The 18,313-nt window shown below is 68.9% G+C and carries 15 protein-coding genes, 1 tRNA gene and 1 pseudogene; 5 read left to right on the top strand and 12 right to left on the bottom strand.

All coding sequences use genetic code 11. The features are described 5' to 3' along the window. Window positions 1–83 precede the first annotated feature (83 nt). Entirely contained in the window at window positions 84–773 is a 690-nt protein-coding gene (gene udk, locus AC6RUA_RS01635) for a uridine kinase (protein WP_499814220.1), read from the top strand. A gap of 3 nt (window positions 774–776) precedes the next feature. On the opposite strand, the gene AC6RUA_RS01630 is transcribed toward udk, so the two are convergent. Both AC6RUA_RS01630 and AC6RUA_RS01625 read right to left on the bottom strand, forming a co-directional pair. Further along, entirely contained in the window at window positions 777–1,112 is a 336-nt protein-coding gene (locus AC6RUA_RS01630) for a DUF5785 family protein (protein ID WP_499814219.1), read from the bottom strand. Between the two features lie 204 nt (window positions 1,113–1,316). Further along, window positions 1,317–1,844, bottom strand: a complete 528-nt coding sequence (locus AC6RUA_RS01625; RefSeq protein WP_499814218.1) for a hypothetical protein — start codon at window positions 1,842–1,844, stop codon at window positions 1,317–1,319. A 161-nt stretch (window positions 1,845–2,005) separates the two neighbouring features. On the opposite strand from AC6RUA_RS01625, the gene AC6RUA_RS01620 reads away from it, so the two are divergent. Further along, on the top strand, window positions 2,006–3,364 hold the full coding sequence (locus AC6RUA_RS01620) for an MFS transporter (protein WP_499814217.1): 1,359 nt from the start codon (window positions 2,006–2,008) through the stop codon (window positions 3,362–3,364). A gap of 128 nt (window positions 3,365–3,492) precedes the next feature. Here the strand turns inward: AC6RUA_RS01620 and AC6RUA_RS01615 are convergent. Beyond that, a pseudogene (locus AC6RUA_RS01615) lies at window positions 3,493–3,916 on the bottom strand (DUF3054 domain-containing protein). A gap of 24 nt (window positions 3,917–3,940) precedes the next feature. After that, window positions 3,941–4,579, bottom strand: a complete 639-nt coding sequence (locus tag AC6RUA_RS01610; protein ID WP_499814216.1) for a class I SAM-dependent methyltransferase — start codon at window positions 4,577–4,579, stop codon at window positions 3,941–3,943. 66 nt (window positions 4,580–4,645) lie between these two features. On the opposite strand from AC6RUA_RS01610, the gene AC6RUA_RS01605 reads away from it, so the two are divergent. Then, window positions 4,646–5,230 (top strand): GNAT family N-acetyltransferase, encoded by a 585-nt coding sequence (locus AC6RUA_RS01605; protein WP_499814215.1) that lies wholly within the window; start codon window positions 4,646–4,648, stop codon window positions 5,228–5,230. A gap of 92 nt (window positions 5,231–5,322) precedes the next feature. Here the strand turns inward: AC6RUA_RS01605 and AC6RUA_RS01600 are convergent, their stop codons facing one another. Beyond that, window positions 5,323–6,273, bottom strand: a complete 951-nt coding sequence (locus tag AC6RUA_RS01600) for an alpha/beta fold hydrolase (RefSeq protein ID WP_499814214.1) — start codon at window positions 6,271–6,273, stop codon at window positions 5,323–5,325. A 234-nt stretch (window positions 6,274–6,507) separates the two neighbouring features. Between AC6RUA_RS01600 and fen the strand changes: the two genes are divergently transcribed. Together fen and AC6RUA_RS01590 are read left to right on the top strand one after the other, a co-directional pair. Further along, entirely contained in the window at window positions 6,508–7,485 is a 978-nt protein-coding gene (gene fen / locus AC6RUA_RS01595) for a flap endonuclease-1 (RefSeq protein ID WP_499814213.1), read from the top strand. A gap of 63 nt (window positions 7,486–7,548) precedes the next feature. Further along, a tRNA-Glu gene (locus AC6RUA_RS01590) sits at window positions 7,549–7,623 on the top strand. A gap of 215 nt (window positions 7,624–7,838) precedes the next feature. Here AC6RUA_RS01590 and AC6RUA_RS01585 read toward each other — a convergent pair. From AC6RUA_RS01585 to AC6RUA_RS01555, 7 genes are all read right to left on the bottom strand, one after another. Beyond that, window positions 7,839–8,444 carry a hypothetical protein gene (locus AC6RUA_RS01585; protein ID WP_499814212.1) on the bottom strand — a complete coding sequence of 202 codons (606 nt, stop codon included), beginning with the start codon at window positions 8,442–8,444 and terminating at the stop codon, window positions 7,839–7,841. Window positions 8,445–8,528: 84 nt separating this feature from the next. Then, window positions 8,529–9,569 carry a hypothetical protein gene (locus AC6RUA_RS01580; RefSeq protein WP_499814211.1) on the bottom strand — a complete coding sequence of 347 codons (1,041 nt, stop codon included), beginning with the start codon at window positions 9,567–9,569 and terminating at the stop codon, window positions 8,529–8,531. Window positions 9,570–9,832: 263 nt separating this feature from the next. Further along, the gene (locus AC6RUA_RS01575) at window positions 9,833–10,387 is read right to left on the bottom strand and encodes a DUF7344 domain-containing protein (RefSeq protein ID WP_499814210.1); all 555 of its coding nucleotides are present in this window, start codon (window positions 10,385–10,387) and stop codon (window positions 9,833–9,835) included. A 120-nt stretch (window positions 10,388–10,507) separates the two neighbouring features. After that, window positions 10,508–12,490, bottom strand: coding sequence for a SpoVR family protein (locus tag AC6RUA_RS01570; RefSeq protein ID WP_499814209.1), 1,983 nt, complete (start codon window positions 12,488–12,490; stop codon window positions 10,508–10,510). Beyond that, window positions 12,487–13,812: a DUF444 family protein gene (locus AC6RUA_RS01565; protein WP_499814208.1), complete on the bottom strand. Its 1,326-nt coding sequence runs from the start codon at window positions 13,810–13,812 to the stop codon at window positions 12,487–12,489. The genes AC6RUA_RS01570 and AC6RUA_RS01565 overlap by 4 nt, the downstream gene beginning before the upstream one ends. Further along, window positions 13,803–16,085 (bottom strand): PrkA family serine protein kinase, encoded by a 2,283-nt coding sequence (locus tag AC6RUA_RS01560; RefSeq protein WP_499814207.1) that lies wholly within the window; start codon window positions 16,083–16,085, stop codon window positions 13,803–13,805. The genes AC6RUA_RS01565 and AC6RUA_RS01560 overlap by 10 nt, the downstream gene beginning before the upstream one ends. 7 nt (window positions 16,086–16,092) lie before the next feature. Then, the gene (locus tag AC6RUA_RS01555) at window positions 16,093–18,162 is read right to left on the bottom strand and encodes a PrkA family serine protein kinase (RefSeq protein ID WP_499814206.1); all 2,070 of its coding nucleotides are present in this window, start codon (window positions 18,160–18,162) and stop codon (window positions 16,093–16,095) included. Window positions 18,163–18,313 lie beyond the last annotated feature (151 nt).

The raw sequence follows: 18,313 nt of genomic DNA, 5'->3' as shown, positions 1-18,313 counted from the left end.
GGTCCAGCCACGTATAAAGGTGACCGAACCGCGGAGGGCGCGGTTCGATGCGTTCAAACCTTCGGAGACCTCGATACGCGCCAATGACCATCCCCTCGTTCGTCGTCGGTATCGCCGGTGGGACCGGCGCCGGCAAGACGACCGTCTCGCGGCTCATCACGGAGAACGTGTCCGACGCGGTGACTCGCATCCCGCTGGACAACTACTACGAGGACCTCTCGCACCTCGCGCTGTCCGAACGCGAGGAGGTGAACTACGACCACCCGGACGCGTTCGAGTGGGACCTGCTGCGCGCCCACCTCGAGACGCTGCTGTCCGGCGGGTCCGTCGAGATGCCGCAGTACGACTTCGAGGTCCACAACCGCAGGGACGAGACGGTCACCGTCGAGCCGACGGACGTCATCGTCATCGAGGGCATCCTCGCGCTGTACGACGACGCCATCAACGAGATGCTCGACCTCCGCCTGTACGTCGAGACGGACGCGGACGTGCGCATCCTCCGGCGCATCGAACGGGACGTGGTGGACCGCGGACGGGGGCTGGAGGGCGTCATCGACCAGTACCTCTCGACGGTGAAACCGATGCACGAGCAGTTCATCGAACCGACGAAGAAACACGCCGACCTCATCATCCCCGAGGGGGCGAACTCGATGGCCGTCAACCTCCTCGAGGAACGACTCCGCAACGAGGTGGAGGGCGACGCCACGCGGACGTGGGAGCGGGGCGCGCTCGAGAAGCGGGTGACGCGCGTCGGTCCCGGCCCGGAGCCCTAACGATTACCCCCGCGTGCGGCTGAACTGGTCCGCGCCCTCGTACGTCCAGTACCCCTGTTCGCGCATCGCCCGGCCCACGCCCTTGTGGAACGCGACGATGTCCTCGTACGTCTCGTCGTCGTCGACGGCCTCGAAGATGTCCGCCACCGAGACGACCGTCTCCGAGTCCAGTCGGACGGGGTAGTCGCCGTACTCGTCCGCGTAGTCGCCCGCGCGGAGCGGGAAGCTCTCGTCCTCGTCGACGAACTTCACCAGTACCGCGTGACCGTACTTGCGCCCCTCCTCGCTCCCCTGCTCGCCGTCGGGGTCGTGCGGCCAGTCGTGGCTGCCACTGCTCATTACTCCGGCGTGCGGGTGGGAGTCGGTTAGCCGTTTCGCTCCCCGCCTCCGGGGACGACGGAAGAACAATCGTGGACCTGACGCCGGCTCTCTCTTCACCCTGCCAAACAGGGGGGAGAACAAACCCGACCCGACCGGCGAGAACCGTCCCCCGGACCACCCGGGTCGGGGGTCTCGACGAGGGTCCGGTGTGATGGTCGAGGGCTACGCTCCGGCGGCGTTTATGTCGGCTGCGTCGTCCCCGATTTCGAGGTCGGCACTGACCGTCTCGAGGGCGTCCTGGAGGTCGTCCGGACGGAGTTCCTCGGGGACCGCGCTCAACCACCGAATGTATCCCCGCCTCTGCTCCTCCTCACCGACCGGTTCCCCGGCGTTCGTGTTCAGCGACCACGAGCGGACCTCCTGGAAACTTCCGATGGGGGAACTGTCGTGAACCGCCTCGAACCGGATCGGCCGCTCCGAGTCGAGGAACTCGCGGATCGCGTCGAACCGGTCGGTCGGGAGGAAGAGGTAGTACTCGTAGTCCCAGTCGCTCCCCTCGTAGGAGGGAAGCGACACCGACCCCGTCGTCGTCGGGGTCGACACGAACCACATGAACACCGTCGCGTGGATGTCGTGACTCAGGCGCTCGCTCTCCATCTGGATGAACGCGTAGGTTCCGGGTCCGGAGGCGGTGCTGTAGGCGTTGTAACGCGCGCGATACGTCTCGATGTCCCAGTCGAACAGGGCCATGAGATAGAGTACGACTCACACTATCATAATTATATTGTAATACCACTACGTTTCTACTTGCTGGGAGATAATACGACGGCGTCGGCCGGAGCACGAGACGGGGGCTCTCTCGCCTGCCGCCATCGACGGCTACACGGTCCCCGACGGCGCATCCGGACGTAGTGAACCGGAACGACCGTGCCATCGTGGCGCTCGTGATGCTGGCACACGGGATGGTCCACACGTACGAACTCTCCATCCCCATCTTCATCCCCATCTGGCTCGACGCGTTCGACGTCCTCGCCCTCGGTCCCGTGGAGGTGGGGGTCACGTCCGCGACGCTCGGACTGCTCGTCACCGTCGGCTACGGCCTGTTCGGCGTCGGTGCGCTCCCGAGCGGAATCCTCGTCGACCGGGTGGGGTCGCGACGGCTCATCACCGCCTGTCTCGTGGGGATGGCGGCGTCGTTCCTCCTGCTCGGCGTCGCGCCCGGACTCGTCGCGGTCACGCTCGCGATGGTCGTCTGGGGCGTCTCGGCGTCGGTGTACCATCCGGCGGGACTCGCACTCCTCTCGAAGGGCGTCGAGGAACGGGGCACCGGCTTCGCGTACCACGGTATCGCGGGGAACCTCGGCATCGGCCTCGGGCCGCTTCTCACCTCGGTCCTGCTCCTGTTCGTCGACTGGCGGACCGTCGCGGCCGCCCTCGCGGTTCCGGCGGTCATCGCGGCCGTCTACGCCGCCCGCGCGGACTTCGACGAGACCGCGGCGGTTCCGGCCGCGACCGACGGCGGGAGTCCGAACGGGGGACGGGACGACGCGAACGCCCCGGACGACGCCGCCGGGGGGAGTCCGGCGTCGGCGGGCGTCGACTCGGTCGCGGAGTTCCGGCGCGCCTCGACGGCGCTGTTCGCCGGGAGTTTCGCGCTGGTCTTCCTCGTCGTGATGTGTTCGGGGCTGTACTACCGGGGCGTGTTGACGTTCATGCCGCGGCTGCTGGCCGACCTCCCGGGGTTCGAGCCGATTCCTATCGCCGCTGTCGTCCCCGCCGGCCTGCTCGACGCGCTCGGGTTCGACGCGACGGGCGGGCGGACGCTCCAGCCGGAGAACTACTTCTACTCCGGCCTGCTGACGGTCGGCGTGGTCGGTCAGTACGTCGGCGGGAAGCTGACTGACCGCATCGCCGTCGAACGGGGCATCGTCGCCGGGTTCGTCGTGCTCGCGGTGCTCGCGGTTCTGTTCCTCCCGGCCGCGAGCCTCGGGGTCGTCCCGCTGCTCGCGCTCGGCACGGTGCTCGGCGTCGCGCTGTTCGTCGTCCAGCCGCTGGAGCAGGCGACCGTCGCGGAGTACACCCCGCCCGGGACCCGGGGGTTGTCGTACGGGTTCACCTACCTCGGTGTGTTCGGCGTGGGCGCCCTCGGCGGCGCCGTCGCCGGCGCGGTGCTCACGTACGCGAACGCGCCGACGCTGTTCGCCGTCCTCGCGGGGTTCGCGCTCGTGGCGACGGGCGCGGGGCTGTGGCTCGCGCGGACCGACGGGTGATCACGGGACGGAGGGGCGGCGGGCCGACGACGCGACGAACGGGTGAGAGAACGAGCCGACGGCGACGGACGAGCGTGACCGAAGAAGCGGCGTGCGAGAAGTCGAACGGTTGACCGACGCGGCCGGACTCAGAGGACCCGTCCGGCGACGTACCGCCAGACGCCGAGTGCGACGGCGCCGCCGACGAGCATCACGACGGCGAACGCGACGGCGACGCCGCCCTCGACCCACGGCGTCGCGCGGACGAGCAGGCCGACGACGGCGGCGGGAATCCACGACCGGACCGCGAGCGGAACGGACGCCTTCGCCGACTCGACCGCGCCCGCGGAGTACGCGCCCACGAGGCGCGGCGAGCACCCAGCCGAGGAGGAACGGCGCGGCGACGGCGAGCACGGCCACGACGCCGTCGACGCCCGCCGGCGGGAAACTCACCGTGCCGTGGTTCAGCGTCCCGGCGTAGACGAACAGCAGAATCACCAGTACGTCGCCGACGGCGAGCGGGAGCGCGTCGGCGTCGACACGGCTCCGGAGGAACGAGGCGTCGGTTGCCATGTTCGGGGGTTCGCGCCGCCCGTCTTAACGCTCCGGGTTCTCCTCTGCGGCGCTCCCGCGGCGCGCGCCCGACGGCGTCGCCTCGGTCGGCTTCACGCCGACCACCGTGTACCCGAACCCCGGTTCGACCACCCGGCCGCGGAGCCCGATGCCGTCGAGCGCCGCCGCGAGTTCGCTCGCGGTGAAGAACCGCGACTCCATCCGCGCGAGGCGTTCGGCCGCGGCGAGCGCGCGCCCCCGGCGCGTCCCCGGTTCGAACTCGCGGACGACGAGGACGCCGCCGGGCGCGAGGACGCGCGCGCACTCGGCCAGCGCCGCCCCCGGGTCGGGGAAGTGGTGGAGGGCGTCGGCGACGACGACGGCGTCCACGCCGCCGTCGCGGACCGGGAGGCGGCCGGCGTCGCCGCGCACGGTCGGGTGGCCGGCGGCGGCGGCGCGCGCGAGCATGCCCGCGGAGGCGTCGAGGACGGTCACCTCCCCGCCGCGCCCTTCGAGCGCGCGGGCCGCCCGTCCCGTCCCGCCGCCCACGTCGAGGATGCGCTCGACCGGCCGGTGGGCGAACGCGAGTCCGGCGTGCAGCTCCCGGGGTCGAACGCGCGGCATGACCGCGTCGTACAGCGTTGCGACAGCATCGAAGAATCGTACGTCCCCGCGCCCGTGCATGCACGGGTCCACGCACCGGGGGGGCAAAGCCGTGGCGCTCATCCCGACGGCGGTCCGAACGCGGGTATGGAGCCGCGCCTGCTGGGCTGGCCGCCGGACGGTCCCTCGCTCCGTCTCGACCACCGGGCGTTCGCGTACGCCGGGAAGTTCGTGATGTCGACCACCGGCAAGGCCGTCCTCGCCCCCGAGGGGTGGGAGCCGCCGGCCGACCGGACGGCGTACGCCGACCCGCTCGCGGCGGCCGCGTTCAACGAGGACCGCACCGACCCGTCGACGCTCTGGATACGCTACGTGACGGTGCGGCGCGACCGGCGCGGGGAGGGGCTGGGGCCGCGCCTCTGCGCGTTCGTCGCCGACCGCGCCGCCGACCGCGGGTACGACCGCGTCCGCATCGCCGTCAACAACCCCTACTCCTACGAGGCGCTCTCGAAGGCCGGGTTCGCGTTCACCGGCCGGGAGACGGGGCTGGCGGAACTCGTCATGGGCCGGCCGACCGACGCGCCCGCGACGCTCGACTCCGACCGCTACCGCGCGGGTCTCGACGCGTTCGCCGGCCGGGCGGACCTCTCGGACGACGAGCGGGCGTTCCTCGAGCGGAAGCGCGAGCGTGGACCGCCTCGGCCGACGGCGGGAGAGTCGGAAGAGAGGTGACGGTCGACCACGTCCGACCAGGCGCACCCCCGGACTGGCGAAACGGCGGAGCCGCCGACCCAGCGGGTCGTGAAGCGCGACCGGGTCCGGGGTCAGACGACGCCGTCGAAACGGGCTGCGCAGAACTCGTCGACGGCGCGCGAGAAGAACTCGGGGTTGTCCCAGTTCGCGCCGTGGCCCGCATCCGGGACGACGGTGACGGTTACCTCGGCGTTCGTCAGCCCCTCGACGAGGGGTGTGACCATGGACTTCAGCGCGTCGGGGAGGTAGTCCCCGTACAGGACGAGCGCCGGACAGGACACCGCCGAGACGTCGAAGTCGCTCCGCTGGAAGTCGACGAGCGCGTCCGCGCTCTTGCGGAACTCCGGGTGCGGGATGGTCGGCCCCTCGAGCAGGAGTCGCTCGACGGTCCCGACGTCCGCCGCGGACCCGGGGAACAGCCGGTTCCAGAGCCACAGCCGGGCTCCGGTCAGCCTCGTGTACCGGACGAACCGGTCGAGGCGGCTCACGAAGCGGATTTCCGCGAACCCGAGCCGTCCCATCAGGGGGAGCGGCTCCGCCGTGAACGTCTCCGCGAGGACGACCCCGCTGACCTTCTCGGGGTACGTCGCGGCGTACACCTGCGCGATGGCACCGCCCATCGAGAGCCCGCAGAGGACCGGCCGCTCGACGTCGAGCGCCGCGAGCAGGGCGTCGAGGTCGCTCGCGAACAGGTCCATGGAGTACGACTCCACGTCGGACCCGCCCGTGCGCCCGTGCCCGCGAACGTCGTAGGAGAGAGTCGTGTACGTCTCGCCGAGCCGTTCCATCTGCGGTTCCCACATGGCGGTGCTCATGGCGAAGCCGTGGACGAAGACGACCGGCGGGCCGTCGCCGCGTCGCTCGTAGTACGTCTCGATGTCGTTCGTCCGGACGGTTCCGGACTCCGTCTCGCCGCGGCCGCGCGCGTCGTTCGACGCTCGGTCCTCGCCGGTCGCCGGTCGTCCGTCGACTGACCGACCGGGGCGGGCCGACTCGACGCTCCCGCGGTTCTCGTGTGCCATGACGCTATGACGACACGAGGACGAATAACGATGTCTCACGCTACGGTCTCACGGCCGTGAACGGAGCCGACCCGACCGGCTAGCCGGGGAGGTCGGCGTCGGTGACCGGGTCGGCGTCCTCACGGTACTCGTCCGGCGCCGCGGCACGAACGGACGTTCCTCCGGGCTACTGGGGGGTCGACGCTCCGGTGAGGACGCGGGAGGTTCAAACCGCGGACGACCCAACGACCGCCAATGGGAAACGCAGACCTCCGCTCGCTCGCGGCCATCGAGGACGTGTCGTTCGACGACGTGAGCGGCGTCGTCGCCGTCGACGCGCACAACTGGCTCTACCGCTACCTCACGACGACGGTCAAGTTCACCTCCGGGCGAACGTACACGACCGCCGACGGCGACGAGGTGGCGAACCTCATCGGCATCGTACAGGGTCTCCCGAAGTTCTTCGAACACGGGCTCACCCCCGTCTTCGTCTTCGACGGCGGGGTCACCGACCTGAAGGACGACGAGGTGAGCAAGCGCCGCGAACAGCGCGAACGGGCCGAAGAGCGCCGACAGGAGGCCGTCGACCGCGGCGACGCCGTCGAGGCGGCGCGGCTGGAGGCGCGCACCCAGCGGCTCACGCCGGTCATCCACGAGACGTCGCGCGAGTTGCTCGCCCTGCTCGACGTGCCCGTCGTCGAGGCGCCCGCCGAGGGGGAGGCACAGTGCGCGTACATGAACCGCGTGGGCGACGCGGACTACACCGGCAGCGAGGACTACGACACGCTCCTGTTCGGCGGGCCGCTCACGCTCCGGAAGCTCACCTCCTCGGGCGACCCGGAACTGATGGACCTGGAGGCGACGCTGGAGCGGCACGACATCACGTACGAACAGTTGGTCGACGTCGCGATGCTGTGCGGGACCGACTTCAACGAGGGAGTCGCCGGAGTCGGGCCGAAGACGGCTCTGAAGGAGGTGAGGGAACACGGCGACCTGTTCGGCGTCCTCGACGCGCGCGGCGCGCACATCGACTTCGCCGACCGCATCCGGGAGTTCTTCTTCACCCCGCCCACCACCGACGAGTACGAGGTGGACGCGGACGTCTCGCCGGACGTTGACGCCGCCCGCGAGTACGTCACCCGCGAGTGGGAGGTGCCGGGGAGCGAGGTGGACCGCGGCTTCGAGCGCATCGAGGAGGCGCTCACGCAGACGGGACTGGACGACTGGACCTGACTCGCCCGCGCCGGGAGGCGAATCCGATGGGATTAAACCGTCCCGAGGGGAAGCACCGACCGCGCTCGGTTGGTGTAGTCCGGCCAATCATGTTGGCCTTTCGAGCCGACGACCAGGGTTCAAATCCCTGACCGAGCATCTTTGCTTTCGTACTCGTCAGACGGACGCTCGCGGGTCAGCGAACGTGGTCCCGAGCGGACTCCCCGTTCTCGCCGGCGACGAGTCGCCGTGCCTCGCGCCCTTCGTTTAAGTGGTTCTCGACACAACGGGTAGATACGAAGGGCGTTCGACCCCCGTGGGTCGGGCACGGTTCTCTCGGTCACTGCCGACGAAGCGGCGCGACCCGACCGTTCTCACTCCAGCGACCACACGACGACGGTACCCCGCCGGTGTACGGGGTGCCGCAACCCGTCGAACCGTTCGACGGCGCGGACGCTCGCGTCGAGTCCGTACCAGAAGTCGAGGTCCGCGACCACCTTCCGCGCGAGCGTCCCCGCGGTGAACCGCTCGGGTGACCCCCGTACCTGTGTCGGGTCCCCCTCGCCGCGTTCGTAGAACAGACCGAGCAACCCGCCCCGCCGTTCGAACCCCGACTCGGCGAGGCGTCTCGCGTCCGTGAGCAGGGTGTTGTCGTCGAACGGGCTGAAGACGTGCCCGTACATGTGCGGTTCGGGGTCGCCGTTCGCCCGCCAGTAGCGGAGCAGTTTCACCTCCACGGGCGTCTCGTCGACTAGGACGACGTCACACCTCCCCGTCCCGTCCGGGTACGGAACCTCTCGCCCGGCCTCTCGATACCGCTCCCGTTCGTCGCGCAGGGCGTCGAGGAGCAGGCACACCTGTCGTTCCTCCGACTCCGACCCCAGTCCGTCGCCGTACTGGCCGGTGGTCTCGGCGTCGACTTCGGGGACCGCGGACGCGACGTCCGACGCGAGGACGGAGAGGGACTCGTCGGTCGACACGGCCGTGAGACCCGTCCCCACTGACATAAACGGCGGCGGAACGCTCCTCACCGCTCTCGCTCGTTCGAGTGCTCCGTCCCCGTCTCACCGCGACCGCGTGTCCCCGGCGGTCACTCCGTCGAGGTAGCCGAAGAACGCCTTCTTGCGGGCCGTGTTGACGTCCCACCGGACGGGCGGGGACTGGTAGCCGTGCCAGTAGTCGTTCTCGCCGGGGTCGAAGTACCCCCACGACGCCCCCGCTTCGACGGCGGCGCGCATGTTGCAGTCCGACCCGAAGCAGAAGTGGTCGTCCTCGTTGAACACCACCGGCATCGGGTGGTACGTCGACAGCGCTCGCGTCTCTCTAACCATCTCGCGGATTCGGCCGGGGTCGTCGACGCCGTTGCCGTGGAGGAGGACCACGTCCGAGGCGTCGACGACGGCGTCCGTCGGGACGGTCCCGCCTGAGAAACTCGTCCCCACGGGGTAGCGGAACCCGTCGCGACCCATCTCCGCGACGCGTTCGACCAGTTCGTGTACTCGACTCGCGGTGAGCAGTTCGTGGTCGTAGTGGACGTCGCACTCGTTGTTCACCTCGACGACGACGTTGGTGTACCCCCGGTCGAGGAGCCACTCGACGGCGTTCACGACGGCGTCCCGGACCGCCGCCTCGTCGCGGAGCACGCCGTCCTGCCCGAAGTAGAACAGCCCGAGTATCACCACCATCCCGAGGTCGTCGGCGCGGTCGAGCACCCGACGGAGGCGCGCCGTCCACGCCTCCTTGAGGCTCCCGTCCGGCCGGTACGCCGAGACGGTCCACGGCTGGTCGTCGGAGTACCCCTCGGGGCTCCCGCACTGGAGGTTGACCGTCACGGCGCGCAGGCCGTGGTCGTACCACGCGGGCATCGCGGCGAGGAACTCCGCGACGTTGCGCTCCGGGTCGTACGAGTCAGTGTCGGGGTACGCCCAGTCGTCGACCGTAGCCGGGTTCTCGTCGTCGAACAGCGCCTGCACCGTCCGGGCGTTGAACAGACGGCCCTCGATGGAGGTCCCCTCGAACGACCGACCCTCGTACGTCGGCGTCCCGTTCACGGTGAAGCGCTCGCCGTCGATACCGACTCGGGTGGAGCGGTCGCCTCCGAACATACCTGGGGGTCGTCTCCCCCAGCGAAAGGGTTACCGGGCCGGGGGATAGCCGACCCCCCAGGTGTTGGGGCGACCCAGCCGGCGTCACACTGGGTGACTCGTCTGTCCCCTCCGAACTGGTTCAAGTGGTTCTGGTCACAACGGATAGCTACGAACGAGGCCCGACGCGTCCGCGTCGGAGCGATTCTTCCCGTATCGGTCCGTATTGGTCTGCGGCGTCGTCCGTTCCGTTCGTCCCTGGAGTCGAGAGCCCTCGCCGCCGGTCAGAGCCGGTTCCGGTTACTCCACGCCGAGCGTGACGTGACGTCTCGAACCGCGGCAGGCGCGGTCACGAGGACGACCAGTCCGAGCGCCACTGCAGCCCACCCCCCCGGACCGACCGCCGAGAGTGGCGCGAGGCCCGCCATCGACCCGACGACGAGCCAGAACCCCGCGAACGCGAGCCCGAAACAGTACCGTGGGACCGTCGCGTCAGCAGGTTCGTCGGTCCCACCCTCCATGTACGCCGTGACCGCGTCGGCACGACGCGTCAACCGAATCGCCGCCTCGTCTCCGTCGTTCTCGTCGTAGGCGACGACGCCCGTCTCGACGAGTTTCGGAACGTGCGTCTGTTTGAGCGAGGCGTACGCGCTCTGTCGAAGATTCGCGGGCGGGGGCGTCTCGCCCGACTCCTCGCTCGCCACGAACTCGGCGACGTCGGTGATTCGCCACGCCCGACCGGTCTCGTGCAGGCGCTCGATGGTCAGCAGGCGTCGCTCGTTGCGAAGGATGTCGTGGACGTCCGTTCTGGAGAGACCGCCATCGGAGGTGCCCGGCATGGCGGCGATGCTCCGGTGACGCCCTTGAAGCTACCACTCAAACTCAGCTTTCCGATATTCGGGGCGTGTACGACGCACGGTCCACAGCGACGGTGGCCGGGAGAGCGACGGGAGACCCGCTCAGGCCAGCCAGTCGTCGGGCTTGGTGTCGTAGTCCACGTCGGCCGCGCCGATGCGCGCCTCCAGGTCCGAGTCCAGGTCGTGGTGTTCGGTCTCCTCGCCGTCGTACCGGATGCGCACGCCGACCTCCTCGCCGTCGGGTTCGCGCCCGCGCCGGCGGGCGACCTCCAGCTCGTGGTCGTCGTACTCCGTCACGATGGTCGCGAGGTTCACCGGCCGGCCCCACAGTTCGAACACGCGCTCGAGCGTCGCCTCGGCTTTCGCCAGGTCGAGTGCGACGCCGTTGTAGCGGTGCCCGAGCAGGAGTTCGCCCCGGTTGTCGAAGTTGCCGTCGTAGACGGCGATGCTCGGCTTGCCGAAGTTCGTGAACTGGAGCAGCAGCTTCTTCTTCACGTCGTCCGGGTCGGTGCTGGCGACCCGGTAGTCGCCGGTCGCGTGGGCGTACTCGTACGTGAAGTAGTTCCCCTCGACGACGAACTCGCGGGTGAGGAACTCGTCGATGAACGTCACGTCGTTGTGGCTCTCGCGCACCTCGCGCATCCGCTCCCAGCCCGCCCCGTAGTCGACGTCCGCGAGGGCGTCCTCGACGCTGGCGTACAGTTCGTCGTCGAACATGTAGCGGGCGGTCTGTTCCAGTTCGCTCCGTCCGATGCGTTCGAGGAACCCACGGTGGGCCGGCTTCGCCAGCGAGAAGTGGCGTTCACACAGCCCCTCGTAGGTGAGCACGGCCCACGGGTATCGGTCGACGTCTGTCTCGCCCGCTCTCGCGCGCTCTAGCGCGTCGGCGTCCACGCGGGGGTCGTCCGGGTCGAGTCGGTCGAGCGTGTCCGTCCGGACCTCGTCGAGGACCGGGTCGGGCGCGAGCGCCTCGCGGACGGTGCCGAAGTCGATTACGTCGTGGAAGTTGCGCCACGACACGCCGCGAACCCGCAGGAGTCTGTCCGCCACCTCGCGCCGGTTCGCCGCGTTCTCGACGTACTCCCAGAGCTCCTTGCCGAGCTTGTAGGGGTTGAGTCCGGGCGACCCGAGCACGCGCGACTGGTGGTCCGCGTAGGTGACGAACTCGTCGGTGCCCGCGAACCGCTCTTCGGCCATCATCAGCGACTCCCAGTAGGCGGCCCACCCCTCGTTCATCACCTTCGTCAGCCGCTGGGGGGCGAAGTAGTACGCCTCGCGTCGCAGGAGTTCGATGACCTCGTCCATCCACGGCTCCCGCTCGACGGCTTTCCCCTCGTCCTCGTCGTACCGCTCGCCGTGCTCGCGGAGGTACGCGAGCACGTCCGGGCGGGGCGCTGCGAGGTGCTCCCTGTCCGCCTGTGACTCGAGCCACTCGTCGTCGAACACCTGGTCGCGCACCTCCGGGGAGAGGCCGAGTCGGTCGAGGCGTTCGTCGATGTCGGCGAACGCCTCCTCGTCATCGCCGCCGCGCTCTTCGGCCAGCGCGCGGTGCTGGTCGATGGTGTTCTCCAGACAGAGCACCGCGTCGATGAACCGCTCCACCTCGCTCCGGTCCGTCTCCGGGTCGTCCATGTAGCCGGCGATGGCCTCGGCGTTCCGCTCCAGCATCGCCGCGGCGTTCGGTTCCTCCCGCTCGCCGGCGAACCGGCCGAACCACTCGTTGTTGCGGAAGAAGTCGGCGTGCGCCTCCACGTGGGTGATGACCGCCTTCTGGTCCGCGAGGCTGTTCGACTCCTGGAGGAACGCGTGACAGGGGTTGTCGTTGTTGACGATCTCGAACGCCTTCCCCATGCCGAACGCGTCCTGTTTGCGCTGGCGGTCGTACTTCATCCCCCACCGCCAGTGCGGGTACCGCGTCTGGAACCCGTCGTAGGCGATGAGTTCGTTCATCTCGTCGTAGTCGACCACCCAGTAGTTCACCGGGTACGGCCGGAGTCCGAGCCGTTTGGCCAGTTCGCGCGCCTTCTCGGCCGGCTCTTCGAGCCGCGCGGCCTCGCGCCGCGCGACGATTCTGTCGTCTCTCATGAGTTCGAGTCTCCCTCCGTGCTGAGGATGTCGTAGATGGCGTCCGTCACGTCGTCGGGACCGCCGACGCGCGTGACCGCGACGTTGTCGGCGTCGGCCATCGCGCTCTCCACCTCCTCGGCGTGGGTCGCGTTGATGGTGTTGCCGCCGGGCTGGGTCTCCACGTACGCGTGGAGGTTCGCGTCGATGTCTCGCATCAGCGGCACCACGTTCTCGGTGGTGTCGTTGCTGGAGTTCTCCGAGTCGCCCGCCGCGAACACGTAGCGGTTCCACTCGCTCCACGGGTACTCCTCGAGTATCTCCGCGGCCAGCGCGTACGCGCTGGAGATGCGCGTCCCGCCGCCCGACTGGATGCCGAAGAACTCCCCGCGTTCGACCTCCCACGCCTCGGCGTCGTGGGCGATGTAGTGGAACGTCGCCTCGTCGTACTTCCCGGTGAGGTACCAGTCGAGCGGCGTGAACACCCGCTCGACGAGTTCGCGCTTGCGCTTGCGCATCGATCCGGAGACGTCGCGGATGTTCACCACGACGACGTTCTTCTGGCGCTTCTCGACCGTCTCGGGGTGGCGGTAGCGCTCGTCCTCGCGGCGGAACGGCACCTGCTTCAGTCCGTCCCGCCTGATGCGCTCGGTGATTGGCGTCCGCTCGACGTGCTCGGCCATCTCCTCGAACGACGCCCACGTCTCCCGCTCGTCCTCGGGTACGTCGGCCATCGCGTCCTCTATCCAGGCGAGCGAGACGAGGACGTTCTCGCCGCGGCAGAAGTCGAACACGTCGCGGGCGTCCGCGCCCGCGACCTTGCACGCCTCGACCACGAACTCCTCGTCGAAGTCCGTCGCCAGCTTGCGCTTCAGCCCCTTCTTGAACAGCTGCTCGAAGTCGAGCGTGGAGTTCGGTCCGGCGCGGGTGAGTTCGGTGAAGTCGCCCTCCACCTCCTCGACGACCCGTTTCCCCTTCGGCTCCAGGTCGAGCCCGAGTTGGTCGTCGAGCTCCTCGGCGAACTCCTCGGGGTCCATCTCGTAGTAGCCGTGCTCGCCCTCGCCCTCGCCGGGGTCGTCCCCGTCGCCGTCCTCGTCGCCGTCGCCGGGGTCGCCGGGCACGTCGACCGGTTGGCCGGGCTGGGGCGTCCCGCCCTGCCCCTGTCCGACGCCGCCCATGTCGCGCTGGCTGTAGTCGAACTCCGGCAGGTCGACGAGTTTCACGGGGATGCGTATCTTCCCCTGTCCGCCCGAGAGGTCGCCCTCGCGGATGAACTCCGTCAGGTCCGGCCGGCGCTCCTCGCCGACCTCTCGGAACCGTTCGAGGTCTTCTCTCAGGCCCATCGTGCGCTCACCTCCCGCATCACGACCCGACCGACCAGTTCGGCCGACGCCGGGGAGTACCCCTGCGAGACGAGGTGGTCTATCGTCCGTTCCTTCACGCGTTCCGTCTCCGTGTTCGCCGGCGGGTCGTCCCACCGCGCGGGGTCGAAGTCCTCGTAGACGCGCCAGACGTCCTCCCACGAGTGGGTGTCGAGGACCGCCCGGATGACCGGAATCGACGAGAGGTCGACGTCCGCGACCGAGAAGTCCTCGTCGCGGTGCTCCCACGCGTAGCGGTTGAGCGCGGTGATGACCTTCTCGCGGCGGAACGTCTCGACGGCCTCGCTCGGGTCGTTCCCGTCGTAGTCGGCCTCGGTGAACCGGCCGAGGTGCTCGGTCTCGAACACCTTCATCAGAAGCGGGTCGGGGTCGACCGGCCCGCGGTCGGTGTCGACCTGCTCGTCGGCGTCCCACGCGAACACGTGTTCGACGTACTCCGCGACGGTCCTCTCGGCGACGCCCTTGTCCGCGAGCACCGCGTCGAGCACGTCCCGTTCCTGCCGCTCGAAGACGTACTCCTTCACCGTCGCGAGCCGGTTCTCGTACTCGGCGCCCTCCGCCCGCGAGAAGACGGGGGCGTCGGTCAGCCCGTTCGCCATCGCGTCGAGCACGTCCGTCGGCATCAGCACCGACTCGACCGGGAGGTCGGGGTGGACGCGGTCGGTCTCCTCGTGGAGCAGGTCCGCGATGACGTCTCGGGTGTACGTGACCGGAATCCCGTGGGTACCGTCGTCGCCGTCGAACTCGTAGTCGTCCGCCTCGGTGCGTTCGTCGCCCTCGCGGAGGTACCCCCGGTCGTACAGCAGCGCCTTGTCCATCAGGTCGAGTTCCGAGGGGAGGTCCTCGCCGTCGAGGCGCGTGACGACGCTGTACGCCGCCGCCGCCTCTATCGCGTGCGGAGCCAACTCCCGCTCACTGGTGGTGCCGTGCTCGTCGCGCACCGCGACGGTCAGCGGCACGCGCACCCGCTCGTCGACCAGTTCGCGGACGGTCTCCGGGTCGCTCGCCTCGATGGTGGTCGCCCAGACCGTCGTCTCGTCGGTGAGTTCGCGGTGGATGAGTTCGGCCTCCAGCGACAGCCCCGTGAGGTACCGGAACTCGTGGCGGTCCAGCCGGCGCTTGAGCGCCTTCAGCGGGTCGCGGTCGTTCCGGTCGGCGAACTGGTCGAGTTCGGCGTCGAGGTCCGGGTTCGAGATGATGAGCAGTTGGGTGTCGAGGTCCATCCCGATTCCCTTGTCGAGTTTCACGTGCTTCTCGTCGGGGACGTTCAGGAGTTTGCGAAGCAGGTCCGCGTGCTGGCTCGCATCCTCGACGACGGTCAAGAGCCCGTTCCCCTGCGAGAGCACCCCGTCGTAGCTGAACGCGCGGGGGTCCTTCCGTCCCCTGCTGTCGAGTTCCCGCAGCATGCCGGGCATCCACGACCCGACGAGTCGCTCCTTCGGCGAGCCGTCGTCCTCCGCGTGGAGGACGCCGATTCCCGACCCCACGTCGACGACGTAGTTCTTCACCCGGAGGTGCCGCCGGTCCGTCACCGCCGAGAACAGTTCCCGCGCGCCGTCGCGGCGGTACTGCTCCTCGAGGTAGTTGTACGCCTCGCGCGAGAACGGGTCGAGTTCCGAGGTCAGCCTGACGGGCACGTGGCCGTCGTGCGCCCGGTTCAGGTCGGCGAGCAGGTCGCGCCGCACCTCGTCGGGGAACACAGACAGCGGGTGCGCCTGTACGGGGCTCTCGTACCAGTCGTCCTCGTCGTCGGTGTCGCCGCCGTAGCTCAGGTTGGGCGACGCGCCGACGCCGGCGATGTTCCACTCGACGGTGTAGCGCCGGCCCGCCTCCGTCTTGGAGTACGCGCGCAGACCGTTGACGAGACACCGCTTGAGTTCGGACTTGCCGGTCGCCGTCGGCCCGTCGAACCAGTGGATCTTCTCGTCCTTCCCGCGGCCGGCGGCCACGGTCCGGAGGTCGTCCACGAACGCGTTCAGGACGCGCGTGTTGCCGAGAACCGCGTGCTCGCCGTCGTTGTGCGGGTCGTCGAAGAACCGGTAGCGCTCGCGCTGGTCGCCCTCCTCGACGACGGTGCGGGTCCCCATCGACTCCACCGCGTCCAGCAGGTACTTCGCCGCGTGGGCGGCCACGGAGGGGTTCGCGAACGCCAGGTCCACGTACTCCGCGAGGCTCATCGGGGGTTCGTACGCCCCGTCGAGTGCCCGGTCCGCCCGCTCGATGTAGTCGTTCATTGGTGTATCAGTCTTCCAGTTCGGTCTTCGCCACCTCCGCGCCGGCGAACTCGAGCACCTCGCGGGCCCCCTCCCGCGAGTACCCCTGTTCGATGAGCGCGTCGACCCACGCGCTCCGCTCGTCGTCGTCCAACTCCCCCGCCGACACCAGCGCGGAGAAGTTGATGTTGTGCTTCTTGTCCTCCCAGAGCTTCCGCTCGAGCGCGCGGCGCAGGCGGTCGTTGTCCTGGGGGTCGAAGCTCGACCCCTCGCGGGCCCGCCGGGAGACCCAGTTGGCGACCTCCTGGCGGAAGTCGTCCTTCCGGTCGCCGGGTATCTCGAGTTTCTCCTCCACCGAGCGGAGGAACGTCTCGTCGGGTTCCTGCTCGCGGCCCGTGAGCGCGTCCTCGACGGTGGTGTCGTCGATGTACGCCATCACGTGGTCCATGTACTTCTCGCCCTGCCGGCGGATCTCGTCGATGTCGTACGCGAGCGCGTGGCGCACGTCCTCGATGGCCCGCTCCTTGTACTCGGCGCGGACGAGTTCGAGGTACCGGTGGTACGTCTCCAGGTTCTCCTCCGGGATGGAGCCGTGGTTCTCCAGGTTCTCCTCGAAGTGTTTGAACACCGCCAGCGGCGAGAGGTAGTCGCGCCCCCGGTGGGTGGAGTCCATGATGGCCTCGGCTATCTCGTCGCCGATGAACCGCGCGGAGACCCCCTCCATCCCCTCGGCGATGTTCGCGAGGGTGTCGCCGCTCTCGCGGAGTTTGCGCTCGTCGATGTCGTCCGTCTCGTCTATCTCGCCGTTGTACGCCAGCGCCTTCTGGGTCAGCGAGACGTTCCCCTCGGCGGGTTCCTCGATGCGCGTGAGCACGCCGAACAGCCCCGCCATCTCCAGGGTGTGCGGTTCGATGTGCATGTCCGGCACGTCGGCGTTCCGCAGCATCTTCCGGTATATCTCCGCCTCCTGGTCGTACTCGAGGACGTACGGGTAGTCGATGCGCTTGGTCCGGTCGTTGAACGCCTCCATCTTCTCGTCGCCCTTCTTGTCCCGGTACTCGGGCATGTTCGTCCGGCCGACGATGACCTGGTCGATGTCGATGCGGGGGTTGTTCCGCGGCTTGATGGTCTGCTCCTGGGAGGCGTGCAGGAAGTCGTAGAGGAACTCCCGCTGGAGCTTGAGCAACTCCTCGCCGCTGAAGAGGCCGCGGTTGGCGTTGCAGAACGCGCCCGCGTAGTCGAACGCTCGCGGGTCGTTCTCCCCGTACACCGCGAGCTTCGAGTAGTTGACGTCGCCCGTCAGTTCGGTCTCGTCCTGGTTCTTCTTGTCCTTCGGCTCGAACGTCTCGATGGCGCGCCGCTGGTTCTCGTCGGCCACCAGTCGGACGATTTCGACGTGATTGTCGAACACCGCCTGCAGGTCGTCGTCGTAGTACGCCAGCAGTTCGTCCATGTAGAAGCTCGACGCGGGGTCGAGCGACTGCTCGTTGCGGATGGTGTACGGCGCGTCGAGCGCCTCGTTCATCCGCTCGATGACGCGGTCCCGCTGCGGCTGGGGGAGCAACACGAGCGGGTCCTGGTTCATCGGCGACTGGACCGTGTCGTCTGCGGGGTCCTGGTCCCGGATGACGTCACAGAGGTTCGTCCACCGGAACGTGTACATCCGGCCCGCATCGCTGGCCGTGTAGTCCTCGAAGTAGCGCCGGACGAGCCAGTCGAAGTGGCTCTTCCCCGACCCCACGGGGCCGAGCAGGAGTTTGATGCGCTTCTCCGGGCCGAGCCCGCGCGCCCCCGACTTCACCTTGTTCACGAACTCGTGGATGGACTCGTGGACCTCCCGTCCGTAGAAGGTGTTCTCGCCGTCGTGGAGGGGGTCCTCGCTCGCCATCAGGTACTCCACGACGCCCGCCTCCTCGTCGTAGCGCGTCCCGTAGTGGTCGAACATGTCCGCGACGCGCTGGTGGGCGTTCCGTGCGATTCGAGGGTGGTCGTACACCTCCTCGAGGTACCAGTCGAACGACTTTGCTTCCCGCAGGTCCGCGGGGACCGATTCCTTGTAGTGTTCGCTCAGTTCTTCTACCGTTTCCATCTCTCTCATGGTGTGTGGTGGTGTCCTGACGGCGGCTCGGCTTTCGAGCCCCCGTTCGTGCCTGCGTACCGGGTCCCACCGCGCCGCACAACCCCCACGAGTACAGGCGACGAGAACGGCGCAGCGGCGGGTGGGTCCGGTGTTCCAGCCAGGTGACCCG

It is taken from the genome of Halorarum sp. SLYT50, assembly GCF_059821265.1.
This window is presented reverse-complemented; position numbering and strand designations above follow the sequence as displayed.

Excerpts from the sequence above, each read along its gene's own strand:
- AC6RUA_RS01625 (WP_499814218.1), bottom strand. The coding sequence starts at position 1,844 with ATGGCCCTGTTCGACTGGGACATCGAGACGTATCGCGCGCGTTACAAC.
- AC6RUA_RS01630 (WP_499814219.1), bottom strand. The coding sequence starts at position 1,112 with ATGAGCAGTGGCAGCCACGACTGGCCGCACGACCCCGACGGCGAGCAG.
- AC6RUA_RS01610 (WP_499814216.1), bottom strand. The coding sequence starts at position 4,579 with ATGCACGGGCGCGGGGACGTACGATTCTTCGATGCTGTCGCAACGCTG.
- fen (WP_499814213.1), top strand. The coding sequence starts at position 6,508 with ATGGGAAACGCAGACCTCCGCTCGCTCGCGGCCATCGAGGACGTGTCG.
- AC6RUA_RS01580 (WP_499814211.1), bottom strand. The coding sequence starts at position 9,569 with ATGTTCGGAGGCGACCGCTCCACCCGAGTCGGTATCGACGGCGAGCGC.
- AC6RUA_RS01605 (WP_499814215.1), top strand. The coding sequence starts at position 4,646 with ATGGAGCCGCGCCTGCTGGGCTGGCCGCCGGACGGTCCCTCGCTCCGT.
- AC6RUA_RS01565 (WP_499814208.1), bottom strand. The coding sequence starts at position 13,812 with ATGGGCCTGAGAGAAGACCTCGAACGGTTCCGAGAGGTCGGCGAGGAG.
- udk (WP_499814220.1), top strand. The coding sequence starts at position 84 with ATGACCATCCCCTCGTTCGTCGTCGGTATCGCCGGTGGGACCGGCGCC.
- AC6RUA_RS01560 (WP_499814207.1), bottom strand. The coding sequence starts at position 16,085 with ATGAACGACTACATCGAGCGGGCGGACCGGGCACTCGACGGGGCGTAC.
- AC6RUA_RS01600 (WP_499814214.1), bottom strand. The coding sequence starts at position 6,273 with ATGGCACACGAGAACCGCGGGAGCGTCGAGTCGGCCCGCCCCGGTCGG.
- AC6RUA_RS01575 (WP_499814210.1), bottom strand. The coding sequence starts at position 10,387 with ATGCCGGGCACCTCCGATGGCGGTCTCTCCAGAACGGACGTCCACGAC.
- AC6RUA_RS01555 (WP_499814206.1), bottom strand. The coding sequence starts at position 18,162 with ATGAGAGAGATGGAAACGGTAGAAGAACTGAGCGAACACTACAAGGAA.
- AC6RUA_RS01570 (WP_499814209.1), bottom strand. The coding sequence starts at position 12,490 with ATGAGAGACGACAGAATCGTCGCGCGGCGCGAGGCCGCGCGGCTCGAA.